The sequence below is a fragment of the Mucilaginibacter sp. genome (assembly GCF_025359345.1).
GTDB lineage: Bacteria > Bacteroidota > Bacteroidia > Sphingobacteriales > Sphingobacteriaceae > Mucilaginibacter.
Genome location: NZ_JANYGQ010000036.1, coordinates 370,587 through 395,358, shown reverse-complemented (window position 1 = coordinate 395,358; position 24,772 = coordinate 370,587). Strand labels below are relative to the sequence as shown.

Annotated in this window: 24 protein-coding genes and 1 tRNA gene; 13 read left to right on the top strand and 12 right to left on the bottom strand. The window is 43.6% G+C overall.

All coding sequences use genetic code 11. From position 1 onward, the window contains the following. Positions 1-3: 3 nt before the first annotated feature. Positions 4-1,044 (bottom strand): hypothetical protein, encoded by a 1,041-nt coding sequence (locus Q0R52_RS27260; RefSeq protein ID WP_295801350.1) that lies wholly within the window; start codon positions 1,042-1,044, stop codon positions 4-6. Between the two features lie 345 nt (positions 1,045-1,389). Here Q0R52_RS27260 and Q0R52_RS27255 point away from each other — a divergent pair, with 345 nt between their 5' ends. The 9 genes from Q0R52_RS27255 to Q0R52_RS27215 all read left to right on the top strand — a co-directional run bounded on the left by Q0R52_RS27255 (position 1,390) and on the right by Q0R52_RS27215 (position 9,848). After that, positions 1,390-1,911, top strand: a complete 522-nt coding sequence (locus tag Q0R52_RS27255) for a DUF177 domain-containing protein (protein ID WP_295801348.1) — start codon at positions 1,390-1,392, stop codon at positions 1,909-1,911. 17 nt (positions 1,912-1,928) lie between these two features. Next, positions 1,929-2,120 carry a 50S ribosomal protein L32 gene (gene rpmF / locus Q0R52_RS27250; protein WP_073407314.1) on the top strand — a complete coding sequence of 64 codons (192 nt, stop codon included), beginning with the start codon at positions 1,929-1,931 and terminating at the stop codon, positions 2,118-2,120. 16 nt (positions 2,121-2,136) lie between these two features. Then, positions 2,137-3,075, top strand: coding sequence for a phosphate acyltransferase PlsX (gene plsX, locus Q0R52_RS27245; RefSeq protein WP_295801343.1), 939 nt, complete (start codon positions 2,137-2,139; stop codon positions 3,073-3,075). Positions 3,076-3,086: 11 nt separating this feature from the next. Then, positions 3,087-4,076 (top strand): beta-ketoacyl-ACP synthase III, encoded by a 990-nt coding sequence (locus tag Q0R52_RS27240; RefSeq protein ID WP_295801340.1) that lies wholly within the window; start codon positions 3,087-3,089, stop codon positions 4,074-4,076. 112 nt (positions 4,077-4,188) lie between these two features. Continuing rightward, positions 4,189-5,178 carry a beta-ketoacyl-ACP synthase III gene (locus tag Q0R52_RS27235; RefSeq protein ID WP_295801338.1) on the top strand — a complete coding sequence of 330 codons (990 nt, stop codon included), beginning with the start codon at positions 4,189-4,191 and terminating at the stop codon, positions 5,176-5,178. Between the two features lie 239 nt (positions 5,179-5,417). Beyond that, on the top strand, positions 5,418-5,894 hold the full coding sequence (accB, locus tag Q0R52_RS27230; RefSeq protein ID WP_295801336.1) for an acetyl-CoA carboxylase biotin carboxyl carrier protein: 477 nt from the start codon (positions 5,418-5,420) through the stop codon (positions 5,892-5,894). 98 nt (positions 5,895-5,992) lie between these two features. Beyond that, positions 5,993-7,333, top strand: coding sequence for an acetyl-CoA carboxylase biotin carboxylase subunit (gene accC / locus Q0R52_RS27225; protein ID WP_295801334.1), 1,341 nt, complete (start codon positions 5,993-5,995; stop codon positions 7,331-7,333). Between the two features lie 69 nt (positions 7,334-7,402). Beyond that, the gene (tatC, locus tag Q0R52_RS27220; RefSeq protein ID WP_252792701.1) at positions 7,403-8,290 is read left to right on the top strand and encodes a twin-arginine translocase subunit TatC; all 888 of its coding nucleotides are present in this window, start codon (positions 7,403-7,405) and stop codon (positions 8,288-8,290) included. A 193-nt stretch (positions 8,291-8,483) separates the two neighbouring features. Further along, positions 8,484-9,848: an MFS transporter gene (locus Q0R52_RS27215; RefSeq protein ID WP_295801330.1), complete on the top strand. Its 1,365-nt coding sequence runs from the start codon at positions 8,484-8,486 to the stop codon at positions 9,846-9,848. 70 nt (positions 9,849-9,918) lie between these two features. Here Q0R52_RS27215 and Q0R52_RS27210 read toward each other — a convergent pair whose 3' ends face one another. The 4 genes from Q0R52_RS27210 to Q0R52_RS27195 all read right to left on the bottom strand — a co-directional run bounded on the left by Q0R52_RS27210 (position 9,919) and on the right by Q0R52_RS27195 (position 14,333). Further along, positions 9,919-11,157: a cyclopropane-fatty-acyl-phospholipid synthase family protein gene (locus tag Q0R52_RS27210; protein WP_295801328.1), complete on the bottom strand. Its 1,239-nt coding sequence runs from the start codon at positions 11,155-11,157 to the stop codon at positions 9,919-9,921. Positions 11,158-11,241: 84 nt separating this feature from the next. After that, positions 11,242-12,036: a DUF1365 domain-containing protein gene (locus tag Q0R52_RS27205; RefSeq protein WP_295801327.1), complete on the bottom strand. Its 795-nt coding sequence runs from the start codon at positions 12,034-12,036 to the stop codon at positions 11,242-11,244. 258 nt (positions 12,037-12,294) lie between these two features. Next, entirely contained in the window at positions 12,295-14,052 is a 1,758-nt protein-coding gene (locus tag Q0R52_RS27200) for a S41 family peptidase (RefSeq protein ID WP_295801325.1), read from the bottom strand. Positions 14,053-14,117: 65 nt separating this feature from the next. Beyond that, a complete protein-coding gene (locus Q0R52_RS27195; RefSeq protein WP_295801324.1) occupies positions 14,118-14,333 on the bottom strand; it encodes a hypothetical protein in 216 nt (71 codons plus the stop codon). A 187-nt stretch (positions 14,334-14,520) separates the two neighbouring features. Here Q0R52_RS27195 and Q0R52_RS27190 point away from each other — a divergent pair, with 187 nt between their 5' ends. Together Q0R52_RS27190 and Q0R52_RS27185 are read left to right on the top strand one after the other, a co-directional pair. Next, positions 14,521-15,090, top strand: coding sequence for a porin family protein (locus Q0R52_RS27190; RefSeq protein WP_252792707.1), 570 nt, complete (start codon positions 14,521-14,523; stop codon positions 15,088-15,090). Between the two features lie 242 nt (positions 15,091-15,332). Next, on the top strand, positions 15,333-15,890 hold the full coding sequence (locus tag Q0R52_RS27185) for a hypothetical protein (RefSeq protein ID WP_295801321.1): 558 nt from the start codon (positions 15,333-15,335) through the stop codon (positions 15,888-15,890). Between the two features lie 352 nt (positions 15,891-16,242). Here Q0R52_RS27185 and Q0R52_RS27180 read toward each other — a convergent pair. Beyond that, positions 16,243-16,357 (bottom strand) — tRNA-Asp (locus Q0R52_RS27180). Between the two features lie 150 nt (positions 16,358-16,507). Here Q0R52_RS27180 and Q0R52_RS27175 point away from each other — a divergent pair. Continuing rightward, positions 16,508-16,984, top strand: a complete 477-nt coding sequence (locus Q0R52_RS27175; RefSeq protein ID WP_252792709.1) for an Lrp/AsnC ligand binding domain-containing protein — start codon at positions 16,508-16,510, stop codon at positions 16,982-16,984. A 69-nt stretch (positions 16,985-17,053) separates the two neighbouring features. On the opposite strand, the gene Q0R52_RS27170 is transcribed toward Q0R52_RS27175, so the two are convergent. Then, positions 17,054-17,575, bottom strand: coding sequence for a hypothetical protein (locus Q0R52_RS27170; protein ID WP_295801317.1), 522 nt, complete (start codon positions 17,573-17,575; stop codon positions 17,054-17,056). Between the two features lie 365 nt (positions 17,576-17,940). Next, a complete protein-coding gene (locus tag Q0R52_RS27165) occupies positions 17,941-20,211 on the bottom strand; it encodes a Tex family protein (RefSeq protein ID WP_295801316.1) in 2,271 nt (756 codons plus the stop codon). Between the two features lie 167 nt (positions 20,212-20,378). Between Q0R52_RS27165 and Q0R52_RS27160 the strand changes: the two genes are divergently transcribed. Beyond that, positions 20,379-21,143, top strand: a complete 765-nt coding sequence (locus Q0R52_RS27160; protein WP_295801314.1) for a hypothetical protein — start codon at positions 20,379-20,381, stop codon at positions 21,141-21,143. A gap of 11 nt (positions 21,144-21,154) precedes the next feature. On the opposite strand, the gene Q0R52_RS27155 is transcribed toward Q0R52_RS27160, so the two are convergent. The 4 genes from Q0R52_RS27155 to Q0R52_RS27140 all read right to left on the bottom strand — a co-directional run bounded on the left by Q0R52_RS27155 (position 21,155) and on the right by Q0R52_RS27140 (position 24,475). Beyond that, a complete protein-coding gene (locus tag Q0R52_RS27155) occupies positions 21,155-21,991 on the bottom strand; it encodes a hypothetical protein (RefSeq protein WP_295801312.1) in 837 nt (278 codons plus the stop codon). Between the two features lie 92 nt (positions 21,992-22,083). Beyond that, positions 22,084-22,875 (bottom strand): molybdopterin-dependent oxidoreductase, encoded by a 792-nt coding sequence (locus tag Q0R52_RS27150; protein WP_295801310.1) that lies wholly within the window; start codon positions 22,873-22,875, stop codon positions 22,084-22,086. Next, on the bottom strand, positions 22,859-23,557 hold the full coding sequence (locus Q0R52_RS27145; protein WP_295801308.1) for a cytochrome b/b6 domain-containing protein: 699 nt from the start codon (positions 23,555-23,557) through the stop codon (positions 22,859-22,861). Before Q0R52_RS27145 ends, Q0R52_RS27150 begins: the two co-directional genes overlap by 17 nt. 123 nt (positions 23,558-23,680) lie before the next feature. Next, complete coding sequence (locus Q0R52_RS27140) at positions 23,681-24,475, bottom strand: thioredoxin family protein (RefSeq protein ID WP_295801306.1); 795 nt, start codon at positions 24,473-24,475, stop codon at positions 23,681-23,683. Between the last annotated feature and the right edge of the window lie 297 nt (positions 24,476-24,772).

The window sequence follows — 24,772 nt, the reverse complement described above, 5'->3', positions numbered from 1 at the left end:
GCATTAATTATTCTGAGCGGCCACCGTAATTTGTACTTTCAAATTACCCGATGAGTCTGTTTGTGGCGCTATCTTTAATGTTTGAAAGTGAGGATTAAAAGGAATCGAACCGGCTTTCCAAGGGAAGGCGCCTCCATAGATACCTATATCGGTGCCGTCTGTTCCTGCATTTTTATAGAGGGAGCCGTTTAGCACATGAAGGTCCGCTTTGTAAATATCGTCACCATTAATATTTGAAGGGTCAAAATTAACAAAGATTGACTGTAGCGATGTTGTTGGCGCTCCGGAATTTGGATTTAGTGACGGGCTAAAATTGCCGCTGCCCTGATTACTTCCGTCCGTGCCATTAATACCTGCATTTACATTATTTCGATAGGTATTACTACTTCCCGTGCCCGACACGATGAAAATATTATTTTCGATAATACAATTAGAAGCGAACAAAGGTGGGTTAATACCGCCGCCACTAGTAAATAAATATTTTAAAAAAACATTATTTCTCACAACACTGCCGTCTAAGTAAGCTCCACTACTACCCAGGGTTCCCGAGAAAAAAATATTATTACTCATGTAATAATGACTACCTGTTACATCAACCGAACCTATCATGTTTTCTGTAAAGGTGATATTCGATATGTTTGGAGAAGTATTTAAATATACCTGAGCTATATAGCACCGGGAGAAAGTATAGTTAGTAAGGGCGCCACTTGTGGTTACGCCTGTTACGTAAATACCTGTCATTGAGCCATTGTCGGAGCCTATTGCAAGCGTAATGTTATTATTGATCATAGTCCTGCCTGTAACGCCGGTAGAATCGGGATTATGCCCAACTCCTATCAAATAAAGCTTTTTATTGATTGTTACAGCATCCCATCCGCCGCCTGGTATATACAACGTATCTCCCGCCGCCGCTGCAGCTACCGCATCAGGCAGCTTCGTATAAAATGTCGGCGCACCACCATGCTGTCTTGCTATCAAGTTTTGGCCTTTAGATACGGCAACAGCCGCTAATAAAATTGTCAGGGTAAAAATTAAGCGTTTCATATGTACAGGTTAAGTTTTAGGTATACTCTGTGATCCCTTTAAGTGCAAGCACAGTATTAATTGGTTATAATAACAGCAAAAAAAAGATTACCCCAAATTGGGCAAACTATACTTAGTCAATTTATCAAATCGATGAATTTTAACCCGCAGATGGTTTAGGATTTTTATAAAAATTCAGTCATTAAAATTATGCAAATATTATTTATAAATGCAAATATTATTTAGCGTTTTCAGGAAACACCTCTGGGACATAACAAGACCGGAAATTGCTCTCAAATCCTCTTTTAAAAAAACACTTTTCAATTCTCATATTTATCCTTACATTTGCGGGCTAATTGTTGCTCATTGAAATCGCTAAGAAATTATTCGATTCCTTTTACCGGCCTTAAACTGGGGAAGCACCAGTTTGAATACGATGTTAATGATGCTTTTTTAAATGAGTTTGAATACTCGCTGGTTAAAAAAGCGAATTTAAAGTGCCGTGTTGAACTGGAAAAGCAGGAGACAATGTTAATACTAACGTTTGACATTGCCGGTACAATTGATGCAAACTGCGACAGGTGCCTGGCGCAATATCCGCAACAGGTGGATATACACGAACAGGCTATTGCGAAGTTTAGCGAAGAGGCGGTTGATGAAGATGAAGAGATTATCACCCTTACTAAAAACGATCACGAGATCAATATAGCAGGGCTGATTTATGAATATATAAACGTTGCATTGCCGTTTATAACTGTTTGCGATAACGAGGGTAATACACCCTTTTGTGATAAAGAAATGCTGGACAAGCTGAATAAGCTTACCGCAAATAACGAACAAAATGAGCAGGCCGACCCGCGGTGGGACGCGCTCAAAAATATTAAATAATATAAATACCAGGTTTTATGCCACATCCAAAACGCAAAATATCCAAATCGAGGAGAGATAAACGCAGAACGCATGACAATGCTGTTGCGCCAACTTTAACTACCTGCAAAACTACAGGTGCCGTACATTTGCCACACAGGGCTTATACTGTTGACGGCAACGTTTACTACAACGGTAAATTACTGATTGAGAAAGCAGCAGTAGCTTAAGTTTTAATTTTCTGAAATGAAGATTGGCTTAGATATTATGGGCGGTGATTTCGCTCCCAAAGCAACCGTTTTAGGGGCAATTGAAGCGTATAAGGTTTTATCAGCTAATCAGAAACTGGTGCTTATAGGTGACAAGGAACAAGCCTTAAGCATTCTTCACGAAAATAATTTCAGCCCCGACAATTTCGACTTTGTACATACTACAGAGGTAATTGGCATGGGCGAGCATCCCACCAAAGCCGTTGTTCAAAAGCCAAATTCCAGCATATCGCTGGGGTTTAAGCTGCTTAAAGAGGGCGGTATCGATGCATTTTCATCCGCCGGTAACAGCGGTGCTATGCTGGTGGGTGCTATGTTTAGCGTTAAAGCCATTCCGGGCGTATTACGCCCTGCCATAACAAGCGTTATGCCTAAACTTGAAGAAGGTTTGGGCATTTTGGTTGATGTAGGCGCCAATGCCGATTGCAAGCCTGAATATCTTGTTCAGTTTGGTGTTTTCGGTAGCTTGTTTGCTCAATATGTTTACAATATCCCCAACCCGCGTGTTGCCCTGGTAAATATTGGCGAGGAAGAGGAAAAAGGCAACCTGCTTTGCCAGGCAGCTTACCCGCTGATGAAGGAGAGCACACAATTTAATTTTGTGGGCAACGCCGAAGGCCGCGACATGTTCAGCGACCTGGCAGATGTATTTGTTTGCGATGGTTTTACCGGCAATGTGATGTTGAAGTTTGCCGAATCATTCTACGTGATATCGCGCAAGAAAAAAATTAAAGACGATTTTTTTGATAAGTTCAATTACGAGCAATATGGCGGCAGCCCTATTTTAGGGGTTAATGCTCCGGTTGTGGTTGGCCATGGCATATCAAACGCCGAGGCTATTAAGAATATGGTAGTGCTGTGCAGAGACATGGTTGAAAGTGCCCTCACAGAAAAAATAAAACTGGCTTTCCAGTAAAAAAAATTAGGATGACTAAAATTCATGCTGCCATTACGGCTGTGAACGGTTATGTACCCGACTACGTACTGACTAACCACGAGCTGGAAACAATGGTGGATACCAACGACGAGTGGATAACCACCCGCACGGGTATTAAAGAACGAAGGATATTAAAGGGCGAAGGGTTAGGCACATCAGACATGGCAGTTCCGGCTGTTAATGGTCTGCTTGAAAAACGCGGCATCACAGCCGACGAAATTGACCTGATCATATTCTGCACATCTACTCCCGATCGGGTTTTCCCGGCTACAGCAAATATACTGGCAGATAAAATTGGAGCAAAAAACGCCTGGGGCTATGACCTGCAAGCTACTTGTTCGGGTTTCCTTTTCGGCCTTGCTACCGGCTCACAATTTATTGAAAGCGGCAAGCATAAAAAGGTTTTAGTTGTTGGCGGCGACAAAATGTCGTCGATGATTGACTACCAGGACCGTGCAACCTGCATCATTTTTGGCGATGGCTGCGGCGCGGCGCTACTGGAGCCGGATACCGAAGGAAACGGCATTATCGATTCTGTTTTAAAAAGTGATGGCTCGGGCGTTCCGTTCCTGCACCAAAAAGCAGGCGGCTCGATGAGGCCAACCACGCATGAGACTGTTGACAATCGCGAACACTATTTATACCAGGAAGGGCAGTCTGTTTTTAAATTTGCTGTCACCAATATGGCCGAAGTTGCCGCCGAAGTAATGGAGCGCAACAACCTTAAGGCCGATGATATTGCCTGGCTGGTACCACACCAGGCCAACAAACGTATAATTGACGCAACTGCTGTGCGTACCGGTGTTAGCCCCGATAAGGTGGTTATAAACATTGAACGCTATGGCAACACAACAAACGGAACTTTGCCCTTATGTTTGTGGGAGTGGGAAGACAAATTCAAAAAAGGTGATAACATTATTTTAGCAGCCTTTGGCGGCGGTTTTACCTGGGGCGCGCTTTATTTAAAATGGGCATATTGATTTGCGGATTTTAATGTGCGAACGGGAAACGAAAAAAATTTATACTTTTAGTCCCTTGTATTTTAAAGTTTGCGCATTGGCATAATTTGTACTTTACAGTAAAAAAATAAAAATGAGTAAAATTCATGCAGCTATTACTGCTGTAAACGGTTACGTACCTGAATATGTATTAACCAACCATGAACTTGAGACCATGGTAGATACTAATGATGAGTGGATAACCACCCGTACAGGTATCAAAGAACGCAGAATATTAAAAGGCGAAGGACTTGGCACTTCGGATATGGCGGTGCCTGCTGTTGAGGGCCTGTTAAAAAAACGCGGAATTGGTGCAGACGAACTTGATTTAATTATTTTTTGCACCACCACCCCTGATCGTGTTTTTCCGGCTACGGCCAATATACTTGCCGATAAAATCGGTGCAAAAAACGCATGGGGATGGGATTTGCAGGCGGCCTGTTCAGGTTTTTTATTCGGCCTTGCAACCGGCTCTCAATTTATTGAAAGCGGCAAGCACAAAAAAGTATTAGTTGTTGGCGGCGATAAAATGTCGGCCATCACCAATTATAAAGACCGCGCAACCTGTATTATTTTTGGCGACGGCTGCGGCGCAGTCCTACTGGAGCCAAATGATGAAGGTAACGGCATTATTGATACTATAACGCGCAGCGACGGCTCGGGCGTAGCCTACCTGCATCAAAAAGCTGGTGGCTCTGTGAGGCCGGCAACCCACGAAACTGTTGATGCCCTGGAGCATTTTGCCTACCAGGAAGGCCAGGCAGTGTTTAAATTTGCCGTAACAAAAATGGCCGATGTTGCCGCCGAAGTTATGGAACGCAATAACCTTAGCAGTGATGACATTGCATGGCTTGTACCGCACCAGGCCAACAAACGCATTATTGATGCTACAGCCAACCGCACCGGTGTTACGGCCGATAAGGTAATCGTGAATATTGAAAAATATGGCAATACCACCAATGGCACTATACCTTTATGCCTTTGGGAGTGGGAAAACAAATTTAAAAAAGGCGACAACCTTATTTTAGCAGCCTTTGGCGGCGGCTTTACATGGGGCTCGATATATTTGAAATGGGCCTATTGATGCGTGAATGTTTAGGTGCGAAATGACAAATTGATTGTCGTCGGCACACTAAAAATCCGCACGTCGGCACGAACATTATCAAATATGTTTTGTTTATTTGCTTACAACTGACTGTTAACCCTAATTAAGAAAATCCGCACATCTGCACATTTAAAATTCGCACATCAATTATGCATATTTGGAGTTTGCACATCTGCACATTAACATATAACTTTATCAAAACCAATTAACCCCCGGGCATGGATATTAAACAAATTCAGGATCTTATACGCTTTGTCTCTAAATCAGGAGTAAACGAAGTTTCAATAGAGCAGGAAAATTTTAAAATCACAATTAAAACCAACGCTGCTGCTACAATTGTGAACGCAACCGTACCTGACGCAAGCTTTGGCCACGTGCACCAGGCCGCACCTGCCGCTGCTCTTCCGGCTGCTGCACCTGCACCCGCCGCTGCTCCGGTAGCCGATACATCGCATTACATAACCGTAAAATCGCCAATGATTGGTACTTTTTACCGCTCGGCAAGTCCGGATAAACCATTGTTTGTAAACGTGGGCGACGAGATAAAGCCAGGTGGTGTGCTTTGCATTATCGAGGCAATGAAATTATTTAACGAAATTGAATCGGAAGTTTCGGGCCGTATTGTAAAAATACTGGTTGATAACGCATCGCCGGTTGAATATGACCAGCCGTTATTTTTGGTTGAACCAATGTAATTTGAAGATTGGTTAATTTGAAAATTTAAGATGCTTTGCGCACCGGAAAGTTTTCGAATCATCACATTTTCAAATCGTCACATTTTCAAATTGAAAACATGTTTAAAAAAATATTAATAGCTAACCGGGGAGAAATAGCCTTGCGAATTATTCGCACCTGTAAAGAAATGGGCATAAAAACCGTAGCTGTATATTCAACTGCCGACCGCGACAGCCTTCACGTGCGTTTTGCTGATGAAGCTGTTTGTATAGGCCCCCCTCCCAGCCGCGATTCTTATTTAAATATTCCGAACCTGATATCAGCAGCCGAGCTTACCAATGCCGATGCTATACACCCGGGCTACGGATTTTTATCAGAAAACGCAAAGTTCTCGTCGATATGTGCCGAATACGGCATCAAATTTATTGGCGCTACCGCTGCGCAAATAAATGCCATGGGCGACAAAGCCTCAGCTAAAGAAACCATGAAAAAAGCCGGCGTACCTTGTATCCCGGGTTCTGAAGGTTTGTTAGCCAGTGTACAGGAAGGCATCAGCATAGCGAAAAAAATAGGTTACCCTGTTATACTAAAAGCCACTGCCGGCGGTGGTGGTCGCGGTATGCGCATCGTGTGGAAAGACGAAGAGTTTGAAAACGCCTGGGACAGCGCACGTGCCGAATCGGGAGCCGCTTTCGGTAACGATGGCATGTACCTCGAAAAATATGTACAGGATCCTCGTCACATCGAAATACAGGTAGTAGGCGATCAATACGGCAAAGTTTGCCATTTGAGCGAACGCGATTGCTCGATACAGCGCCGTCACCAAAAACTGGTTGAGGAATCACCTTCACCATTTATGACCGAGAAGCTGCGTAAAAAAATGGGCGAGGCTGCTATTAAAGGCGCCAAAGCCGTTAAATATGAGGGCGCCGGAACAGTAGAATTTTTGGTTGATAAAGACCGTAACTTCTACTTTATGGAAATGAACACCCGTATACAGGTGGAGCACCCGGTTACCGAAGAAGTTATCAATTTCGACCTGATAAAAGAGCAGATTAAAGTTGCTGCAGGTATCCCAATTTCAGGTAAAAACTATGAGCCTATATTGCACGCAATTGAGTGCCGTATTAATGCTGAAGACCCTTTCAATAACTTCCGCCCATCACCCGGCAGGATCACTAATTTCCATTCGCCAGGCGGGCATGGGGTACGTATAGATACACACGTTTATGCTGGTTATGCAATCCCGCCAAATTACGACTCAATGATTGCAAAGGTAATTTGCGTGGCCCAAACCCGCGAAGAAGCTTTAGCTACCATGGAGCGTGCGTTGAGCGAATTTGTTATTGAAGGTGTAAAAACAACCATCCCCTTCCATTTAAAACTTTTAAAAGACCCTAACTTCCGTGCGGGTAATTTTACTACCAAGTTTATGGAAACCTTTGAATATTCGGAATAATCAAAACCGTGTATTACATTTGACGAAGATACCCCATCCCGGCAAGTAGCCGGGCTTTTATATATAAAAATGGCCAGATTTGGTAGTAAGTTGATCCAGGCGATCAAGGATAAAGGAAACAAATTAGAGGGCGAAATGTCCTTCTTCGAGCATTTGGAAGCGTTAAGGTGGCACCTTATCCGCGCCTCGCTGGCTGTAGTTGCATTTGCTATTGCAGCATATGCCTACTACGATGAAATTTTCAAGTATGTAATAATGGCCCCTACGCGTACTGATTTTTGGGCGTACCGTATGATGTGCGATATGGGCGAGTTGTTTCAACGATTAATTCCGGCATGGTTTAGCGCTAAAGATTTTTGCGTTGATAGTATCCACGTAACGCTTATTAACACCGAAATGGCGGGGCAATTTACGTTGAAGATTAATTCATCATTAATGATAGGCCTGGTATTAGGTATCCCCTATTTTTTTTGGGAACTGTGGCGGTTTATTAAGCCAGCTCTTCACGAAAAAGAGCGGAAGGCCGCCAGTGGCTTCGTAATGTACGCGTCTTTATTGTTCCTTTTAGGGGTAATGTTCGGTTATTTTATAATCACACCGTTATCTATCCGATTTTTAGCAGGCTTTATTGTTAGTCCTGACATTAAAAACTATTTCGATGTAGATTCTTATTTATCTTCTGTATCTACGTTAACGCTGGCAACCGGTGTAGTTTTTCAGTTGCCCATTTTGGTTTATATTGTGGCAAGTCTCGGCTTTTTGACACCCAAGCTGATGCGAAGCAGCCGCCGTTATGCTATTGTTATTATATTGATAATTGCGGCAATAGTAACGCCAACGCCCGATGCGTTAACCATGACTGTAGTTGCGGTACCTTTATTCATTTTATTTGAATTGAGTATTGTGGTAGCCGGCATTGTTGAAAAAAGACGTATGGCAAAGGAATTGGCGGCATAAGTTAATCCAAGCTTCAAAAACAAGCTAAGTAGTCTATAAAATTTAAGCCAAATGGCGACTAATGATAAGTTAGTCGCCATTCGCTTTTTACCGGTTTTATCCCGGCCGGCTGGGCACACTGAATGATTTAACAATTCGATTTGTCCACGTAATTACAGATACACTCAATTTTTATGTTAATTTGCATTACAATATGCCCGCCGAGAAACTGCCTTTTTCAAAACAGATTGCTTACGCCTGCGGAATGATAGGCTGGAGTATCATGACTAATATTGTCCTGGTAATGCTTCCCTACTTTTATCTTGCACCAGCACGCTCGGGATTGATACCTTTTATGCCCCAGGTGCTTTTTCTGGGTATTAATGTCATGTCGGTAATTCTGGCTTCAGGTAGAATTTTTGACGCGTTTTCTGACCCCTACATCGCTTCGTTAAGTGACAAAAGCCGAAACCCGAAAGGGCGCCGCATCCCTTTTATGAAATGGACGATATTGCCCGCCGTTATTTTTTGCGGATTAGTTTTTTTTCCGATTGTAAGGTCTGCCGATATCCATAACGCCTATTGGCTGTTACTAGTGCTTGCGGGATTTTATATGTGTACGACAGCCTACATCATCCCATATAATGCACTTTTGCCTGAACTTACCGATACCGCCGACGAAAAGGTGAAACTTTCCTCATTTCAGCAAGTGGGTTTTGTAATTGGAATTATTATAAGTGCTCTTGTTAATAATTTCGCCGACCTCGTACAGCATTTTTTTGCGGTTGTCAATCGTGATTCGGCGCTGCAATACACTATCTGGGGCTTATGTCTTTTTGCCGGACTCGTGATGCTGGTGCCCGTTTTAGCAATTAACGAAAGCCGGTATGTGGTCGCTAAAAAGCCATCGCATTTACCTGTATTGGCAGCAATAAAAAAAACTTTCAGCCAACGCAATTTTAAATACTACCTCATTTCCGATTTCTCGTTTTACATGGCGCTCAGTATCATATCAAGCGGCCTCCTGTTTTTTATTACCGTATTAGTGCCATTGGATGCATCAATGGGGGGCTTATTGATGGGCATTATGGTCATCGCGTCCTTGTGTCACTACCCGTTGATAAACTATATTTCAAAAAAGAAAGGGAAGAAACCCTTAGTATTATTTTCATTCGGGCTACTCGCATTAATATTTGCCATGATATTTTTTTTAGGTAAGACTCCTCTGTCGCCTGAAGTGCAGGTTTATGTCTTAGTGATTTGTGCTTCTTTCCCGCTTGCTGCACTTGGTATTTTGCCGAATGCCATCCTTGCCGAAATTGCCGAAAAAGATGCTGCTGACTCAGGCGAGAATCATGAAGGAATGTTTTTTGCCGTAAAATACCTTTTTGTAAAACTGGGGCAAACCCTTGGCATGGCTTTATTTGCTTTCCTAACTGTGTTTGGAACCGCACCCGGTCACGACTTCGGCCTCCGCCTCAATGGCATTTGCGGATTTGTCCTGTGCCTGATAGCGTTCTTGTTTTTTACCCGTTTCAGGGAGAAGAAACCGAGGGTGAAGAAAGTCCATAGTTCATAGTCAATGGCCCATAGTAAAAAAAGAATTCGCAAAAACTACTATGGTCTATGGTCCATCGGCTATGGACTACCTATCGGCTAATGTTATTCGGCCTTGAGTAAACCAAATGCATTACGTTAATATTACGCATGGCAAAGGCTGCTTCGCAATAGCACAGGTAATAGTTCCATTTGCGGATGAACGTGTCATCAAATCCCAATGTTTTTACCTTAGAAAGATTGGCGTTAAATGAATCGTACCAAAGTTTCAGGGTTTTGGCGTAGTCAATCCCGATGTCTTTCAAATCAACCATAGTCAAATCGCCGGTTCGGTTTATCGAGCTATTGATAGCACCAACCGATGGAAGTAACGAGCCGGGGAAAATATGTTTTTGTATCCAGTCGACACCTTTTTTTAAGCTTTCGTATCTCGAGTCCGGCGAGGTAATTACTTGTATAGCAAGAATGCCATTCTTTTTAAGCAACTGGTGGCACTTGGTGAAATACACGTCCATAAACTTATGGCCCACGGCTTCCAGCATCTCCACGGAAACTATCTTATCAAACACACCTTCCATCTGCCTGTAGTCCTGCAAAAGGATTTTTACCCTGTCGCCGAGCCCCTCGGCTTCCACGCGCTCAACAGCCAGCTTGTGCTGCTCTTCGGATATGGTTAACGATGTTACCCTGCAGCCATAGGTTTTGGCCATATAAATGGCGTTACCGCCCCAGCCGCTGCCAATCTCCAGCACGTGGTCTGTAGCCCTTAAATTCAATTGGCGGCACAGGCGTTCATATTTGGCCAGCTGTGCCTCCTGCAGGCTTAAACCATCGCGGTAAAAATATGCGGCGGAATAAGTCATGGTAGGATCCAGGAAACTGGCGAAGAAATCGTTGTTTAAGTCGTAGTGCTCAGAGATGTTTTTACGCGAGCCCTCTATGGTATTGGCGCGCTTGAAGTGCGACAGCTTATTGTATACTTTTAACAGGTTAAGCGATAAGGCTTGAATTTTACTACCCGATATGCCCGGGGCGTTTTCGATGTTCAGCAGCACCCATTTTATCACATTTGTGATATTATCCGTGTCCCACAAACCGTCAACGTAAGCCTCGCCAAAACCAATATCGCCAAATAAGATAATGCGTTTATAAAACTCATTGCTGTTTACAACGATGCTTGCTGCTATGTTGCCTTCGCCATTGCCAATAGTAATTTGTTCTCCATCCGTTAAGGTGAGGTAGAGGTTACCTTTCTCCATTTTACCAAGGATCTTTAAAACCAAATCCTGGTAAAAAGTACTTTTTTTAACGAGTGTAATTGTGTTGGCCATAGTTCAAGTATCTCCAAATTTCAGCGATTGTAATATTTACGTAAACTAACCGGATAAAAGTTTTATCAAGATAACAAATTTCAATTAATTGTATGGCCTGTAAACTTCTTTTTGTAGCTCAAGGTCATCCTCTTTTTTGTGAAAAGGTATTTTCTTTAACCACAGCTTTAATGCCTGCCAGTGAATAAGACTAATAACTTTTAAGGTGATCAGCGGGAAACTGAAAAAATAAAACAGTAAGGTTAAATCTTTTAATTGTTTACGGTCCCCGGTTAAGGTACTTATAAAAAAGCGGTTGCCAGCCTTGTCATAATCGTCTATTTTTACCTGTAGCCTGTCGCCGGGTATGTGCAGGTCGAAATAAAAATTAGTATCCATATCAATAAACGGCGATACATAGAAATACTTTTCCGTGTTCAGTTTAAACCGGTCATCCTGCATCGTATCCCCACCCAAAAAATAAGGTTTCATCTCCAGGAACGTATTGCAAACCTCAACAATTGAGCATACCGGCCGATCTTGCTCATCGTAACAAAAATAAAACGACACCGGGTTAAACTGGTAGCCAAGGGTGCATAGGTTAGTAAGCACCATAATCCGGCCTATACCAATGTCAACGCCATTGGCATCCAGGTAGTCTTTGATATGTTGCTTTATATTTTTTGATGTATCGGGTTTTTCGCGGGGAAGCTGCAGGTGGTCCCTATCCCTGAAATTGAAAAGGTTGAACCGGTTACGGCTCATAAATTTCAGTTGCCTGTGCAGAGTGTCGATTTCATCCAAATCCAGGTAGAACATGAACACATCGTAATGAAACCGGTGTACCTTAGGGGCTAAACGATTGTGCATTACGCGGGCTTTGTACAGGCAGGAATTCATAATGGTAAGTTACGAAAAATTGTAAGGTTAGGATGTTTGGTTACGAAAAGGAAGGATTCTGATTATAGAAGGGATCATCAATAGCCCCATCGGGTTAAGGTCGGTAGCAATGCAAAATACAGGCATTAGCGTGCCGTAGATACGCCACTTCGCGAAGGTTGCGTACCTACGGCACGCTAAAATGTCCAAAATTATTTCTACCGACCTTTGGCACCTGACGGCGCCTTAAACACGAATACGTTTCGACGAGTTCTTGCCCTATTTATCATCATCACTATCCGCATCCGCAACAGGCTTTTTAGCTCCTACAGCAGCCAGTACCGGCTTACCAATTACTTTGTAACTGCCTTCGCCTTTAAGTATCTGGGCAATCATCTCTTTATCCTGCATAACCTTTACAGCCTGGGCAAGCTCTTTGTCGTACTTAAAATTGGTTTCATACCGGCCTTTTTCGTAGTAGTAGCGACCGGCTATTTCGTTTTCAAGCACTTGCTTTATCTCGTCTTTGTGCAGTTGCAGGTCATTTTTTTTGCTGGCTGCCATTTTAGCTTTCAGGGCATCATATTCGGTTTGAATTTCGCCAAACTGCTTTTCTTTGGTGGCCTCTGTTTTTAAACTGGCAAGCATCTTTTCAGATGCTGTGTTATAGCTGTAGTTTTTGCCATCTAAAAACTTCACGAAGTCGGCATAGTCGGCATCGCTGAGTGAAAACTTTTTGCTGGGTTCAATTGTGGGATGCGTATTACGGTAGTTATTTGCAAAATCAAACACAAATAGTTTACCTACCAGCGCCTGGGTAATATTTGCAAAGCGATCCTGTTTAACAAACACATCGGGGTAAATACCACTACCGTCATAAACAGAACGGCCATTTTTAGTTTTAAATTCATGAATCAACGAATCGGCTACTTTTACCACGCTGCCATCGTCTTTACGATGGGTGTAGTCAATTTCCTGTATACAGCGGCCCGATGGTACATAATATTTGGCGATGGTAATTTTTACAAGGCTATTATAGGGAAGGTTAAAAGTTTGCTGCACCAGCCCTTTACCATAGCTGCGCTGACCGATGATAATGGCACGGTCCAAATCCTGCAGTGAGCCGGCAACAATTTCAGATGCCGAAGCCGAGTGATTATTTACCAATACAACCAATGGCAGGTTTGGCTCCATTGGCGCACTCATGGTGTTATAGGTAAAATTCTTCTCTTTTATTTTCCCCTTTTGCGATACTACTTCAACATCTTTCGGTACAAAAAGGTTAACAATCTTAACTGCCTCCTGCAAAATGCCGCCACCGTTCGAACGCAGGTCGAGTATAATGCCGTTAGGGTTGTTCTTTTTAATAGCGGCAAGTGCATTGGTAACTTCGTCGGCCGAGTTTTCTAAAAACTTGTCCAGTTTTATGTACCCCATGTTACCGTCAACCATGCCCGAGTAAGATACATTTGGCTGTTTAATTTCATCGCGCACCAGGTTCTTTTCAACCGGGTTTGCGTCGGTTCCACGTTTAACCAGTAATTTAATGTTGGCACCCTTTGCACCTTTTAGCAACAGGCTCACCTGGTCGTTATTCTTGCCATCAAGCGCTATGTCGTTTATTTTGAGTAACTGATCGCCGGGGCGGATATCGGCTTTAGCAGCCGGAAAGCCTGAAAACACGTCAGACACATACACTTTGCTGTTGCGCAAAAAAATACCGGCGCCTATGCCGCCATATTGTGTACTAACATAGTGTAGCTTATAGTCTTCAATTTCGTTTTCGGGTACAAACTCGGTGTAGGGGTCCAAACCATCGAGCATAGCGTCGACACCGGTCTTTATCATTTTTGATGAATTGATATCATCAACGTAGTTAATATTAACTTCTTTGTATACCGATGCAAACACATCCAGGTTTTTTGACAGCTGGAAAAGGTCGTCCTTAAAGCTAAATGTTGTTATAGCCAGCACCAAAACGGCACCTATCCAAAGCTGCCTTTTATATTTATTCACTGTCACTTTACCCTTGTTCATCCCCTAAATTATTTAAAATATAAAACTACAAAAAACTATAATAGTTTGTACGGTACCCCACTGTTTTACAAACGGTTATTGTCGATATTAACTAACGCTTTCTTCAGGGTAAATAGTACATAGTTCCTGTCTCGGTTAACCAATTGCATTATTTTCGTGATCAGGCTTTCTTCCTGGCCTTCGGTATACTTTAATTGTTCGTCGGTAAGGTGGTTATACTTACGCTGGATTTTTATTTTCACCCTTTCCCACTCTTTATTGCTTATGCTGATTTCGGCCATATAAAATTTATTTTCAACAAAAATATGAAAATAGAACGTGCTTATTAGTAATTTTTTGGCAAGGCTATTGTTAGGGCAATGTAATTAATTATTGAATTAAGCGTTTGGTACATTAATTATGAAAAACAAGGGCGCCGTGTAACATTACCCCTGCCGGCCGCCGATCAATTAAACTAAAAAAAGTACTATGAAAAAGATTCTATTAAGTGCAGCAATACTGGTAGCGGCATGCATCAGTGCAAAAGCACAATTTTCGTTAGGTATTAAAGCCGGTGCAAATTTTTCTAAAATTAACACCGACAATTTAAGCTCATCAACCCGCACAGGTTACCAGGCCGGTATTTTTACCCGATTTGGCAGTGCACTGTATTTACAGCCCGAGTTGTACCTTAGTGGCACCGGCGGCGAGTTTCACTCGAGCGATAATAGCGTAAGCGGCAATGCCCACTTTACCAATCTGAACGTTCCGGTGTTGATAGGCCATTCGTTTGGTGAGAAAAATCTCAACTTCAGGATTATGGCCGGCCCGGTTTACACATCGATACTAAGTAAAAACCTTTCGCAAAGCCTAAGTAATGCTTATGCCGACTTTGGCCATTACAAAAGCAGTACGCTGGGTTTCCAGGCAGGTGCAGGTGTTGACATAGGCGCTATTACTGCCGACGTACGTTACGAAGGCGGACTGACTAAAATTAATTCCGACTTCGGCCAGCGCCAAAACCTGTTTGCAGTAAGTGTTGGGTTTAAAATACTGTAATTGGGATGGATAGCTTTAAAGAGTTGCAGAGGCTTTGTTAATATAGCTCCACTCCGCAGCTTTATAGTCTATAAACAATCGAAAGCCTCACTGTTACAGTGGGGCTTTTGCATATAAACCATTTACGTGGTGCCTGCTCTCAAAAAGTATTTGAAATTAATTTTAATTGGCGGTTACATTCGGTCTTCGGTGGTTTACAAAGAGGTGTTAAAACAAACTATTTACGCTTAAAAATCACTGAAATGAAAAAAATTATTACAAGCACCATGCTAATAATAGCATGCGCATTGACTAGCTGCCAAAAAGAACAAGGTTTAAAACCAGCACCGGCTGGTGGTTCAACGTTAAGTGGCAGTGGCTCAAAATCAACCAAAGTTACTGTAACACCGCCGGTAACCACCGCCCCGGCTACCGACACGGTAACTTCAAAACTGCCAATAGGCTCGCTGATAACCACCGGCACCTGGAAAGTAACGTCGTATTTTGAAGGCACACAAAACGCTACTGACAAGTTTTCAACCTACACGTTTACTTTTGATGCCTCGGGTAAAATTACTGCAAACCAAAGCGGCAAAATTCTTACCGGAACATGGCTTTACCAAAATGCTGTATTTTATTATGGCGTACCTATTTATGGCTCGAGCCCCGATGGTTTTGTCATAAACCTTGGCGCAGTAAAACCACTAAGCCTGCTCAGTAAAAACCTGTTCATCAGCAAAAAAACCACCACTGATTTTTTCCTTAGCAGTGTAAACCCCGCTGAAAACGCGCATGTTAGGTTTAGCAAAATTGCAAATTAATAATATCTCAACATAAAAAAGGGCCGGTTCATTGTTTTAACCGGCCCTTTTTTATGTGTCAAAACAACAAATAAAAACCTTATATATAAGCAAAGCCCCTGATGGGCAGGGGCCTTTGCTAACCAATTATAAACCTAAATTATGAGAAGAGCTGTAGGAGAAGGAGTCGAACCTTCACGAAGTGGTTATTCTTATTGCTAAGAGTTTCCCAAAACCTTCGCCACCGCGACAAGGAGGTGTGTCTGCCAAAAATTTCACCATCCTACAGGGTTGTAATTCTAAGTCAATAGTTCGTGGTATGTAGTCTAAAACTGACAAAAGACTTAACTTTGCACTACCGACTTAGAAAAAGCTGTTGGGGAAGGAATCGAACCTTCACAGAGTGGTTGGTCAGCCTAAACTGATTTCCCATATTCTCCGCCACCGGGACAAGGAGGTGTGTCTGCCAAAAATTTCACCACCCAACAATGTTTTTACTTTAAAGAACGCTAAGCAAATGTCAATTGCTTATTACAAATCTAACAGACCAATCACTTTGTTGCAAATATTTCAATAGAATATTTGTATTTTTATCAGATTTTAATTATTCTTGTATTATAATAAAGAATTCCAAAAATATGTCCCACAGAAAAGCCCAAAATTTAGAAATTGATAATCTCGATATCCAGATTTTATCGATATTGATGAAGAATGCGACCACTCCATACACGGAAATCGCTAAAGAATTGATTGTTTCCGGCGGAACCATACACGTGAGGATGAAAAAGTTGGAGGAGATGGGTGTAATAAAAGGGGCCAGTTTAGAGGTAGATCCGCAGAAATTGGGGTATGACATAACCGCTTTTTTGGGTATTTTCCTGGAGAAAGGCTCGCAATACAACGAGGCCGTTAAGCAGTTAAAAACCGTAAAGGAGATTGTAGAACTGCATTACACTACCGGCGCATGGAGCATTTTCGCCAAAATTGTATGCCATGATACCACTCATTTGCGCGAAGTTTTAAACGAGCAGATACAAGGCGTAAAAGGTATACAACGCACCGAGACATTTATATCGTTAGAAGAAAGCATTAAAAGACAGATTACTTTGGAGTAAAATTTACTTTACATAATAAATTTGTAGAGACGCCCGGAGACATCTGGGCATCTCTACGTGTACAATTACCTACCCGCCGCCAAATTGATCAATCGACAATAAACTTTCTTCGGCAATTAACCCGCTTTTGCAAAACCCTAGCAGGTGCGGGCCATCCAGTTGACCATAAAGTTCCTGCAGGTTACGGTCGCTGCCAAATTTGCGCAGTACCAATGCATCCTCACCGATACTGCTTACCACTGCCCCGTACTTTTGCACCAGCGACCAAAACGATGCGCTAAAAATTTGTTTCGATAACCGGAAAAAGCCCACCTTCTCCAATCCCATTTCGCCGGGATGATAGGCGCTGGCACGATAAACCTCAACTATTTTTTCAATCTTTTGCAACAAGATGCCCAGCCGGGCTTCGGGTACGCAGGCTTCAATGGTAATTAAAACAACATCGCTAATATCAGTTCTCGATACGTTCAGGCTATTCACCTCGTAGTTTAATTTGTTAAACAGGACGAGCACCTGGCCCAGTAAGCCTTTTTTGTCTTCGGAATAGATGGCAATGATGCAATGCCCGGCAGTTGTTGGTTGTTTTTTCATGATTAAAAAATTGATCAAAAAAAAAGCCCTCCGTTTTCGGAGGGCTTACTATGTATGTTTTTAAATTTACAAATACAATCAGCTAACCCTCCAATGGCCGGTAATGACAATAATAAGCACCAACAAAGACAACTGCAGCAGGGCTGGCAGTTGAAGGTTAATTGCGCTTATGTTTTTACCTGTACTCATGGTGGTTAATGGTGGCAAGATAGGAATTATATCATATCAGGGCAAATAAAAATTATGTCATTCCAGTGAACAGCCTGTCCCGAACTTGTTTCGGGACAGCAATCGCGAACTATACAAGTCCGCCCGGTAATGTTCGCGGTTGCCGCGCTCGTTCCTCGCTCGCAATGACATTTTTTTTACCTAAACTTATCCTTCAGTGCAGCTAATTTTATGGCAATATCGCTCTCCGGTTGCGGCTCCGGCTTTTTGTTATACGTTGGTTTTTGAAAATTACGCTGCTGATTAGCCGGTTCGCGGCGCTCGTTTGGTGCTGGTTTGGGGCTGTTTTCTTTCATCGAAAGCGATATCCGCTTACGGTTAACATCCACCTCCGTTACGGTCACCTCCACCTTTTGCTGCACTTTAAGCACCTCGTTGGCATCTTTTATAAAGCGGTTGGTTATCTGGCTCAGGTGCACCAAACCATCCTGGTGTACGCCAATATCAACAAAGGCTCCGAAGTTGGTTATATTGGTAACTATACCCGGCAGTTTCATGCCTACCTTCAAATCGTTAATGGAATTCACCCCATCGGTAAAGCTAAATGCTTCAAACTGCTCACGCGGGTCGCGGCCGGGTTTGGCAAGTTCGGCCATAATATCGTTAAGCGTTGGCAAACCGGCATCGGGTGTTATATATTTTTGCAGGGGGATGCTTTTGCGCAGTTTGTCGTCGCTCATTAAATCCTTTACCGAGCATTTTAAGTCCTTTGCCATTTGCTCAACCAGGCCGTACCTTTCGGGATGCACACCGCTGGTATCTAAAGGATCCTTAGCATCGCGGATGCGTAAAAAACCTGCAGCCTGTTCAAAGGCTTTATCGCCAAGGCGTGGCACCTTTTTTAATTCGCTGCGGTGCTTAAACGCACCGTTTTCATCGCGGTAGCTTACAATATTTTGTGCCAGCTGCGGTCCAAGGCCCGACACATAGGCTAATATTTGTTTTGACGCGGTGTTCAGTTCAACGCCCACGGCATTTACGCAGCTCATCACGGTATCGTCCAACGACGTTTGCAGTTTGGTTTGGTCAACATCGTGCTGGTATTGGCCAACACCTATTGATTTTGGATCGATTTTTACCAGCTCGGCCAGCGGGTCCATCAAGCGGCGACCGATTGACACTGCTCCTCTAACCGTAACATCCTTATCCGGAAACTCTTCGCGTGCCACGTCCGATGCGGAATAGATTGACGCACCGCTTTCGTTCACCATTACAATGGCTGCGCCGGGCAAATTCAGATTGCGCACAAAAACTTCCGTTTCGCGGCCGGCCGTACCGTTGCCAATGGCAATGGCTTCGATGTTATATTTTTTGAATAAGAATTCAGTTGTTTTCTCCGCCTCTTTTGCCTGACCAGCGCCGGTATGGGGGAATATGGCGGTGTACTCTAACAGTTTGCCTTGCTCATCCAGGCAAACCACCTTGCAGCCGGTACGGAAGCCAGGGTCGATAGCCATGGTGCGTTTTTGGCCAAGTGGAGCACTCAATAACAATTGGCGTGCATTCTCGGCGAATACTCGGATGGCTTCTTCGTCGGCTGCCTTTTTTGTAAACAGCCGCACTTCGGTTTCCATCGATGGTTTTAGCAGGCGTTTATAGCCATCAGCAATGGCCTGTTTTACCTGGTCGGCGCTGGGGTTGTTGCCGATGACGAAGGAATGTTCCAGCAGGTCTATGGCTTCTTCTTCAACAGGCTTTATATCCAGCCATAAAATCTCTTCCTTTTCGCCGCGGCGCATGGCCAGTATGCGGTGCGAGGGCGCCGTTTTTACCGGTTCCGTCCAGTCGAAATAGTCTTTATACTTTATTCCTTCCTGCTCCTTTCCCTCAATAACTTTGGATTGGAAGGTTCCCTTTTCAATAAACAAGCTGCGCATGCGGGTACGAACTTCGGCCTGTTCGCTGATGAACTCGGCGATGATATCCCTTGCACCGGCAAGTGCTTCCTCAAAGCTCTTTACACCTTTCTCTTCGTCGATATATTTGGAGGCTTCGGTTTCCGGGTCGATGCGTTTTTGCTCCATCAGCAGGTCGGCAAGTGGCTGCAGGCCTTTCTCGCGGGCGGTGGTGGCGCGGGTTTTGCGTTTGGGGCGGTATGGCAGGTAAATATCCTCCAGCGAAACCATGGTCTCGGCCTCGTTTATTTGCTTTTCGAGTTCAGGTGTAAGCTTGCCCATATCTGTGAGCGATTTCAGGATGGCCTCGCGGCGCTTGTCCAAATCGCGCAGTTGTTGCATGCGGTCGCGTATGGCGGCTACCTGCACTTCGTCAAGCTCGCCGGTAACTTCTTTGCGGTAGCGCGAAATAAACGGAACGGTAGCGCCTTCGTCAAGCAGGGCAGCAGTGGCGCTAACCTGTTTTTCGGCAATGGAAAGCTCGGCGGCAATTTTTTTATAGTGGATACTCATAATCAAATTTGGATTGCGAAGTTGAGCAGAATTGAGGGGATTTTCAAGGGGAGGTTTTCAACAAGTAGAGAATGGCTGAATTGTTTTGATTGTTATTTGTATTATTGTTATGAATACTTGTCGTTAATTTAAACAGGCTTTATAAATGAGCCTTTCACTGGCTACCAATGAATCAATTCACCGCCCGCTATAAAAAATTAAGCAGCGCCGATTTGCTTAAAATTATCGATTCCCCGGCCGATTACCAGCCCGAAGCTATTGAAGCTGCCGATGATGAGTTTATCGCGCGGCAGCTTACCGATGACGAACTATTTGCCGCACGCGAAGAAAACGAAAATTTGAGGCAGGAATCGCTATTAAAATCCGCCAAAACAAAAGCATGGGAGAATAAGGCGCAAGATTTGGCACATACCATTGCCGATACGTTAAACCCCATACAATCCGAAAAATTATCTACGCCGAAAGCTATATTATGGGTAAGTATATTGATGATTATGCTGTTCCTGTACCAGCTGTATTCGCAATTTGGGTTGTTGAAGTATATGCTTACTTACGATGCAGCTCAATGGAATTTTGCGATGGTAATGTACTTTTTCCGTCCGTTGATAGTAATGCCGGTTGCCGCGATTTTATTTGTCCTGCGCGAAAAATACGGTTGGGTTTTGTTGTCAGGCTATTTAATTTATCTGGCCTTTAACACCATGGCCCTGCTTTATTTCGCTTTGAAACACCCCTTTGAGCCCGGCGGACGGATTTCACAACTGCTGCCTTCAGCGCCTAGTTCGTTATTTGGCTGGGCCATTTTTAATGCCGGTTGCCTGTATTTTATGTTTAAAAAAGATGTAAGGGAGATTTATACTGTCAGCCCAAAAAACATAGTGATAGCCGCTGGTTTTGGGGTGCTTTTAACATTATCGTCGATGGTTGGGTAACCGCTGCTACGTTAAAACCCTGAAACTAACAGACTGTTAGTTGCGGCTCCTAACCTTTGGTATTTATTATAAGCCGACACCGCAGTCATCCTGATCTGCTCTTTCGATTCATTATTGATGTATGCGTTAATAGCATCATGTAAGGTATAGGCCTCGGGACACATTAAGCCTGTCGTCCATACAAGCGGGTAGCTTTTTGATGCTTTTATAAAAGGGCCAAAATAGGTTTTACTTATACAGGCCAGGATGATGCAATTCCTGGTTTTGCCATCGGTATTTTTGATTGTATCAGTCAAACGAAAATCCATCATACCATCGTGACCAATATAAGCCAGCAAATCAGCGTTACCGTTTAAGCCTATTGTTTTATGGTCAATTTTCAGTGTGTCTTTCTGTTGGCCCGAACAACTATGCAAAAAATCTTTGGTAGTTTGCTTAATGTAACGACCATCATAAGCATCGGCAATTAAATAATAATTTTTTTCGATGTTCTTGAAGATCAGGCGTTCTAAGATAATTCCGGTTGCTTTCCGGGTTCCTATTAGCTTCCAGTCTTTGCTTCTCTTGAAGAAGGTGCGTACGCCGTAGTCATTGCCCCAGTAAAGGTTCATGTCCGGGTCCTGCCCGTTGCCAATTTTAGCTGGAACGGGCACTATACCCTGGTATTTATTGTCGCAAAGCGCCACAAAAACATGGATGGATTTTACAGCGCCTCCGTCATAACTAACGTTTTTCAGCAGTGGCGCAGAAGCCTTTCGTTTTACAGTATTGACCCTTTTTGCCGGCTGGCTGCATGCCGCACAAAGCAGCAGAACTAAAATCCAAAATTTACCCGGGATGTTTTGCATTGCCCTAAGTTAATGAATACTTCGGCATCAAAACAGGTTATACTGCTCATTTTTAAATTCCGACTTCGGCACTCCGACTTCCGACTTCATTCCTACAATCCCGAATAATAATCATACCCCTCCTCGGCCCAATAATCTCTTGGCCGGGTGTTACTGAAAGTAATAGTCCCTATGCGTTTTAAATTTTTAATGCCGTATTTAACGGGAATGATAAGACGCAGCGGGGCCCCGTGCTGAAGCTGGAGTGGTTTGCCGCTCATTTCGTAAGCCAGCAGGGTTTGCGGATGTATCGCACTCGGCATATCAAGGCCTACATAATAGGCCTTGTCGGGTGTTTCCATACCCACGTACTCCATTTTAGTGTATTCGTCCAGCTTAAAATGTTTAATAAAGTCGATGAATTTTACTCCCGCCCAGTGTTGTATCTCGTCCCAGCCTTCAACACATTTAAAATCGTATACGATCTCGGTTTTCGGCAGGGCCATAATTTCCTGCAGGCTTACCTGCAGCACTTCGCCGCCTTTTTTTATAACCTGCAGCTTCCACGTCGCCGGGTCGAATTTCTTTTTGGCTTCCAACCCGATGTCGCTGTTCACCCTCGCGCCTTTTACTGCCATTTCTTTTGGGTAGGTTTTAACCAGGTGGTTATCACTGAATACCCGGCGAAAAAACAGTTCAGTCTTGTTGAGTGCCTTGCGCAACGGTTTACGGGTGCCCCCTGTAATGCCACCGGCAACTTCCTCCGGCGACTTATACAGCCATCGCCAGCCACCATATGCCCCGCCGGCCAACACCGTAAAACTGGCAAACGAAATAAAATTGCGCCGGTTTATCTTTTGCTCAATGGTGAGCTCCTTTTTCGGTTTTTTAGCTTGCTTGCTCATCGTTGGTGTGTTGAATAGCCGGTTTTGCAGGTTCGTTCACTACTTCAAAACCCGAAATAACGGAGCTGAAGTTTTTCCACCCCGCCAAAATTACCTGTACAATATGTATTACAAAAAAGAAAACGTAGCCCAAAGTCAATATAAAATGGATAATGCGGGCAAAATGATAACCTCCGCAAAGCCAGGTTAAATAATAAAATTGCACGGGTTTATAAATGGCCAGCCCTGTAACTACCGAGCCTATGCCCATAATAATTATAGCTGTGTAGGCTATGCGTTGCGCAGCGTTATATTTTTTTTGCGGCGGCGCCATTTTGCGGATATGCAAATCGTGCAACAGCACCAGCCAGGCTTCTTTAAACGAGTTCCTTTTCGGCACCAACTCGCGCCACTCGCCCGATAAAATGGTGTACAAAACATACAGCACCCCGTTCAGTGTAAAAAACCACATAAATAAAAAATGAAAGGCCATCCCCTCGGCCAGGTGCGCCGGTATTTTTAAAGCGCTATAAAACCAATCGGGAAAAAAACGGAAAACCGTATGCCCGAACAAGCTGAACGTATAGGTATCGTTTCCCCAATAAATAAGCATGCCGCTCCATATCATGATAGTGAGTATGGGAAAGTTTACCCAATGGCACCAGCGCATGGCTAAGGAGTGCTTTTCTTTTATGGTTTTCATATTGCGATTAATGGTGAAGTGAAGATAATAAAGATAGAATTAAGAACCAAGAGACCAAGAGTCAAGATGGAGAAAGGAGAAAACCTATTCTTTCTTGCTTCCTGGTGTCTGGAATCTCGTAACTTACTTTACAGCGGCTGTGCTATTGTCGCCTGCAAATGTTACCCTTGCAGCGCCTGTAATAGTTCCGTTGGCCCTGTTTTGCAAAAAGCCGATGATTTCCCAGCTTTTGGAATCAAAACCGTTTGGCAGCGAAATACTTGCAGTGCCGCTGTTGCCGGCTAATGTAAGCTGCTGTAGCTTGCGCACAATTTGAACGTGCGACAACGTGCGCCCTCCGTTTTCGCCGGCGCCAACTTTTGATACGGCAGCTTTCTCCAGCACGGCAACCTGCAACACTGTGTTTTTGTCGGCCCCTTCAACAGCGTACTTTAGAACGGCCTGCTTTGCTTCCATCCCTGCAATAGTTAGCTCAACCTGCGTTGTTGATGTTTTTTGCAGGCCAGCGTGAATGGCATTTCGCAAGGTTCCTTCTTCCGAACCCACAAACTCGGTTTTACCGTTTACTACTATCTGAGGTGTATAAACCGACTGCAGGTTTAGATAATGTGCGTACTCATTTTGCCGTTTCGAAAAATCGGCACTGCTGAACTGGTCCTTCCAGCCCAACCTGTTCCAATAGTCAACATGGTAAGCCAGGATATAAACAGGTTTACCGCCGCTTTCTTTCTCAATTTTGGCAACCAATGCATCGGCAGGCGGGCAGCTGGAGCAGCCTTCCGAAGTAAATAATTCTACAACAGCAAAGCCCTTATCACCGGCTTTTATTGGGGTTGACGCCTTTAAACGGACGAAGGCAGTGAGCCCTGCGGCTATTGCAACCAGGGCAACCAGGCTAAATATTTTAATTGATTTCATGATGTATGATATGTTTTTAATTACGATTTTATGGGTTAGTCGGACTTGGTTTTAATTCCTTACAATAAAATTAGATTTTTTTATTGGGGAAATTCCAGATGTATCAACTTGTATGAACTTGTATGTATGTGCATGTTCAAATAGGTTTAAAAAGTGTAGCCACTATGAGCCACGGCACCTAGGCGGGCTTTTAAGCTAAGGAATTCCCTTTCCGCTTGCGGAAGGGAGGGTGGTCCAGCAACGCGTCGACCGGGTGGGTAAAATCTGCGCGAGATACTAACGCAAATGCATTGGCGT

Excerpts from the sequence above, each read along its gene's own strand:
- tatC (WP_252792701.1), top strand. The coding sequence starts at position 7,403 with ATGGCCAGATTTGGTAGTAAGTTGATCCAGGCGATCAAGGATAAAGGA.
- accB (WP_295801336.1), top strand. The coding sequence starts at position 5,418 with ATGGATATTAAACAAATTCAGGATCTTATACGCTTTGTCTCTAAATCA.
- Q0R52_RS27215 (WP_295801330.1), top strand. The coding sequence starts at position 8,484 with ATGCCCGCCGAGAAACTGCCTTTTTCAAAACAGATTGCTTACGCCTGC.
- Q0R52_RS27170 (WP_295801317.1), bottom strand. The coding sequence starts at position 17,575 with ATGAAAAAACAACCAACAACTGCCGGGCATTGCATCATTGCCATCTAT.
- Q0R52_RS27150 (WP_295801310.1), bottom strand. The coding sequence starts at position 22,875 with ATGAGCAAGCAAGCTAAAAAACCGAAAAAGGAGCTCACCATTGAGCAA.
- Q0R52_RS27190 (WP_252792707.1), top strand. The coding sequence starts at position 14,521 with ATGAAAAAGATTCTATTAAGTGCAGCAATACTGGTAGCGGCATGCATC.
- Q0R52_RS27210 (WP_295801328.1), bottom strand. The coding sequence starts at position 11,157 with ATGGCCAACACAATTACACTCGTTAAAAAAAGTACTTTTTACCAGGAT.
- Q0R52_RS27200 (WP_295801325.1), bottom strand. The coding sequence starts at position 14,052 with ATGAACAAGGGTAAAGTGACAGTGAATAAATATAAAAGGCAGCTTTGG.
- plsX (WP_295801343.1), top strand. The coding sequence starts at position 2,137 with ATGAAGATTGGCTTAGATATTATGGGCGGTGATTTCGCTCCCAAAGCA.
- accC (WP_295801334.1), top strand. The coding sequence starts at position 5,993 with ATGTTTAAAAAAATATTAATAGCTAACCGGGGAGAAATAGCCTTGCGA.
- Q0R52_RS27175 (WP_252792709.1), top strand. The coding sequence starts at position 16,508 with ATGTCCCACAGAAAAGCCCAAAATTTAGAAATTGATAATCTCGATATC.
- Q0R52_RS27165 (WP_295801316.1), bottom strand. The coding sequence starts at position 20,211 with ATGAGTATCCACTATAAAAAAATTGCCGCCGAGCTTTCCATTGCCGAA.
- Q0R52_RS27235 (WP_295801338.1), top strand. The coding sequence starts at position 4,189 with ATGAGTAAAATTCATGCAGCTATTACTGCTGTAAACGGTTACGTACCT.
- Q0R52_RS27260 (WP_295801350.1), bottom strand. The coding sequence starts at position 1,044 with ATGAAACGCTTAATTTTTACCCTGACAATTTTATTAGCGGCTGTTGCC.
- Q0R52_RS27195 (WP_295801324.1), bottom strand. The coding sequence starts at position 14,333 with ATGGCCGAAATCAGCATAAGCAATAAAGAGTGGGAAAGGGTGAAAATA.
- Q0R52_RS27145 (WP_295801308.1), bottom strand. The coding sequence starts at position 23,557 with ATGAAAACCATAAAAGAAAAGCACTCCTTAGCCATGCGCTGGTGCCAT.
- Q0R52_RS27205 (WP_295801327.1), bottom strand. The coding sequence starts at position 12,036 with ATGAATTCCTGCCTGTACAAAGCCCGCGTAATGCACAATCGTTTAGCC.
- Q0R52_RS27155 (WP_295801312.1), bottom strand. The coding sequence starts at position 21,991 with ATGCAAAACATCCCGGGTAAATTTTGGATTTTAGTTCTGCTGCTTTGT.
- rpmF (WP_073407314.1), top strand. The coding sequence starts at position 1,929 with ATGCCACATCCAAAACGCAAAATATCCAAATCGAGGAGAGATAAACGC.
- Q0R52_RS27140 (WP_295801306.1), bottom strand. The coding sequence starts at position 24,475 with ATGAAATCAATTAAAATATTTAGCCTGGTTGCCCTGGTTGCAATAGCC.
- Q0R52_RS27185 (WP_295801321.1), top strand. The coding sequence starts at position 15,333 with ATGAAAAAAATTATTACAAGCACCATGCTAATAATAGCATGCGCATTG.
- Q0R52_RS27160 (WP_295801314.1), top strand. The coding sequence starts at position 20,379 with ATGAATCAATTCACCGCCCGCTATAAAAAATTAAGCAGCGCCGATTTG.
- Q0R52_RS27240 (WP_295801340.1), top strand. The coding sequence starts at position 3,087 with ATGACTAAAATTCATGCTGCCATTACGGCTGTGAACGGTTATGTACCC.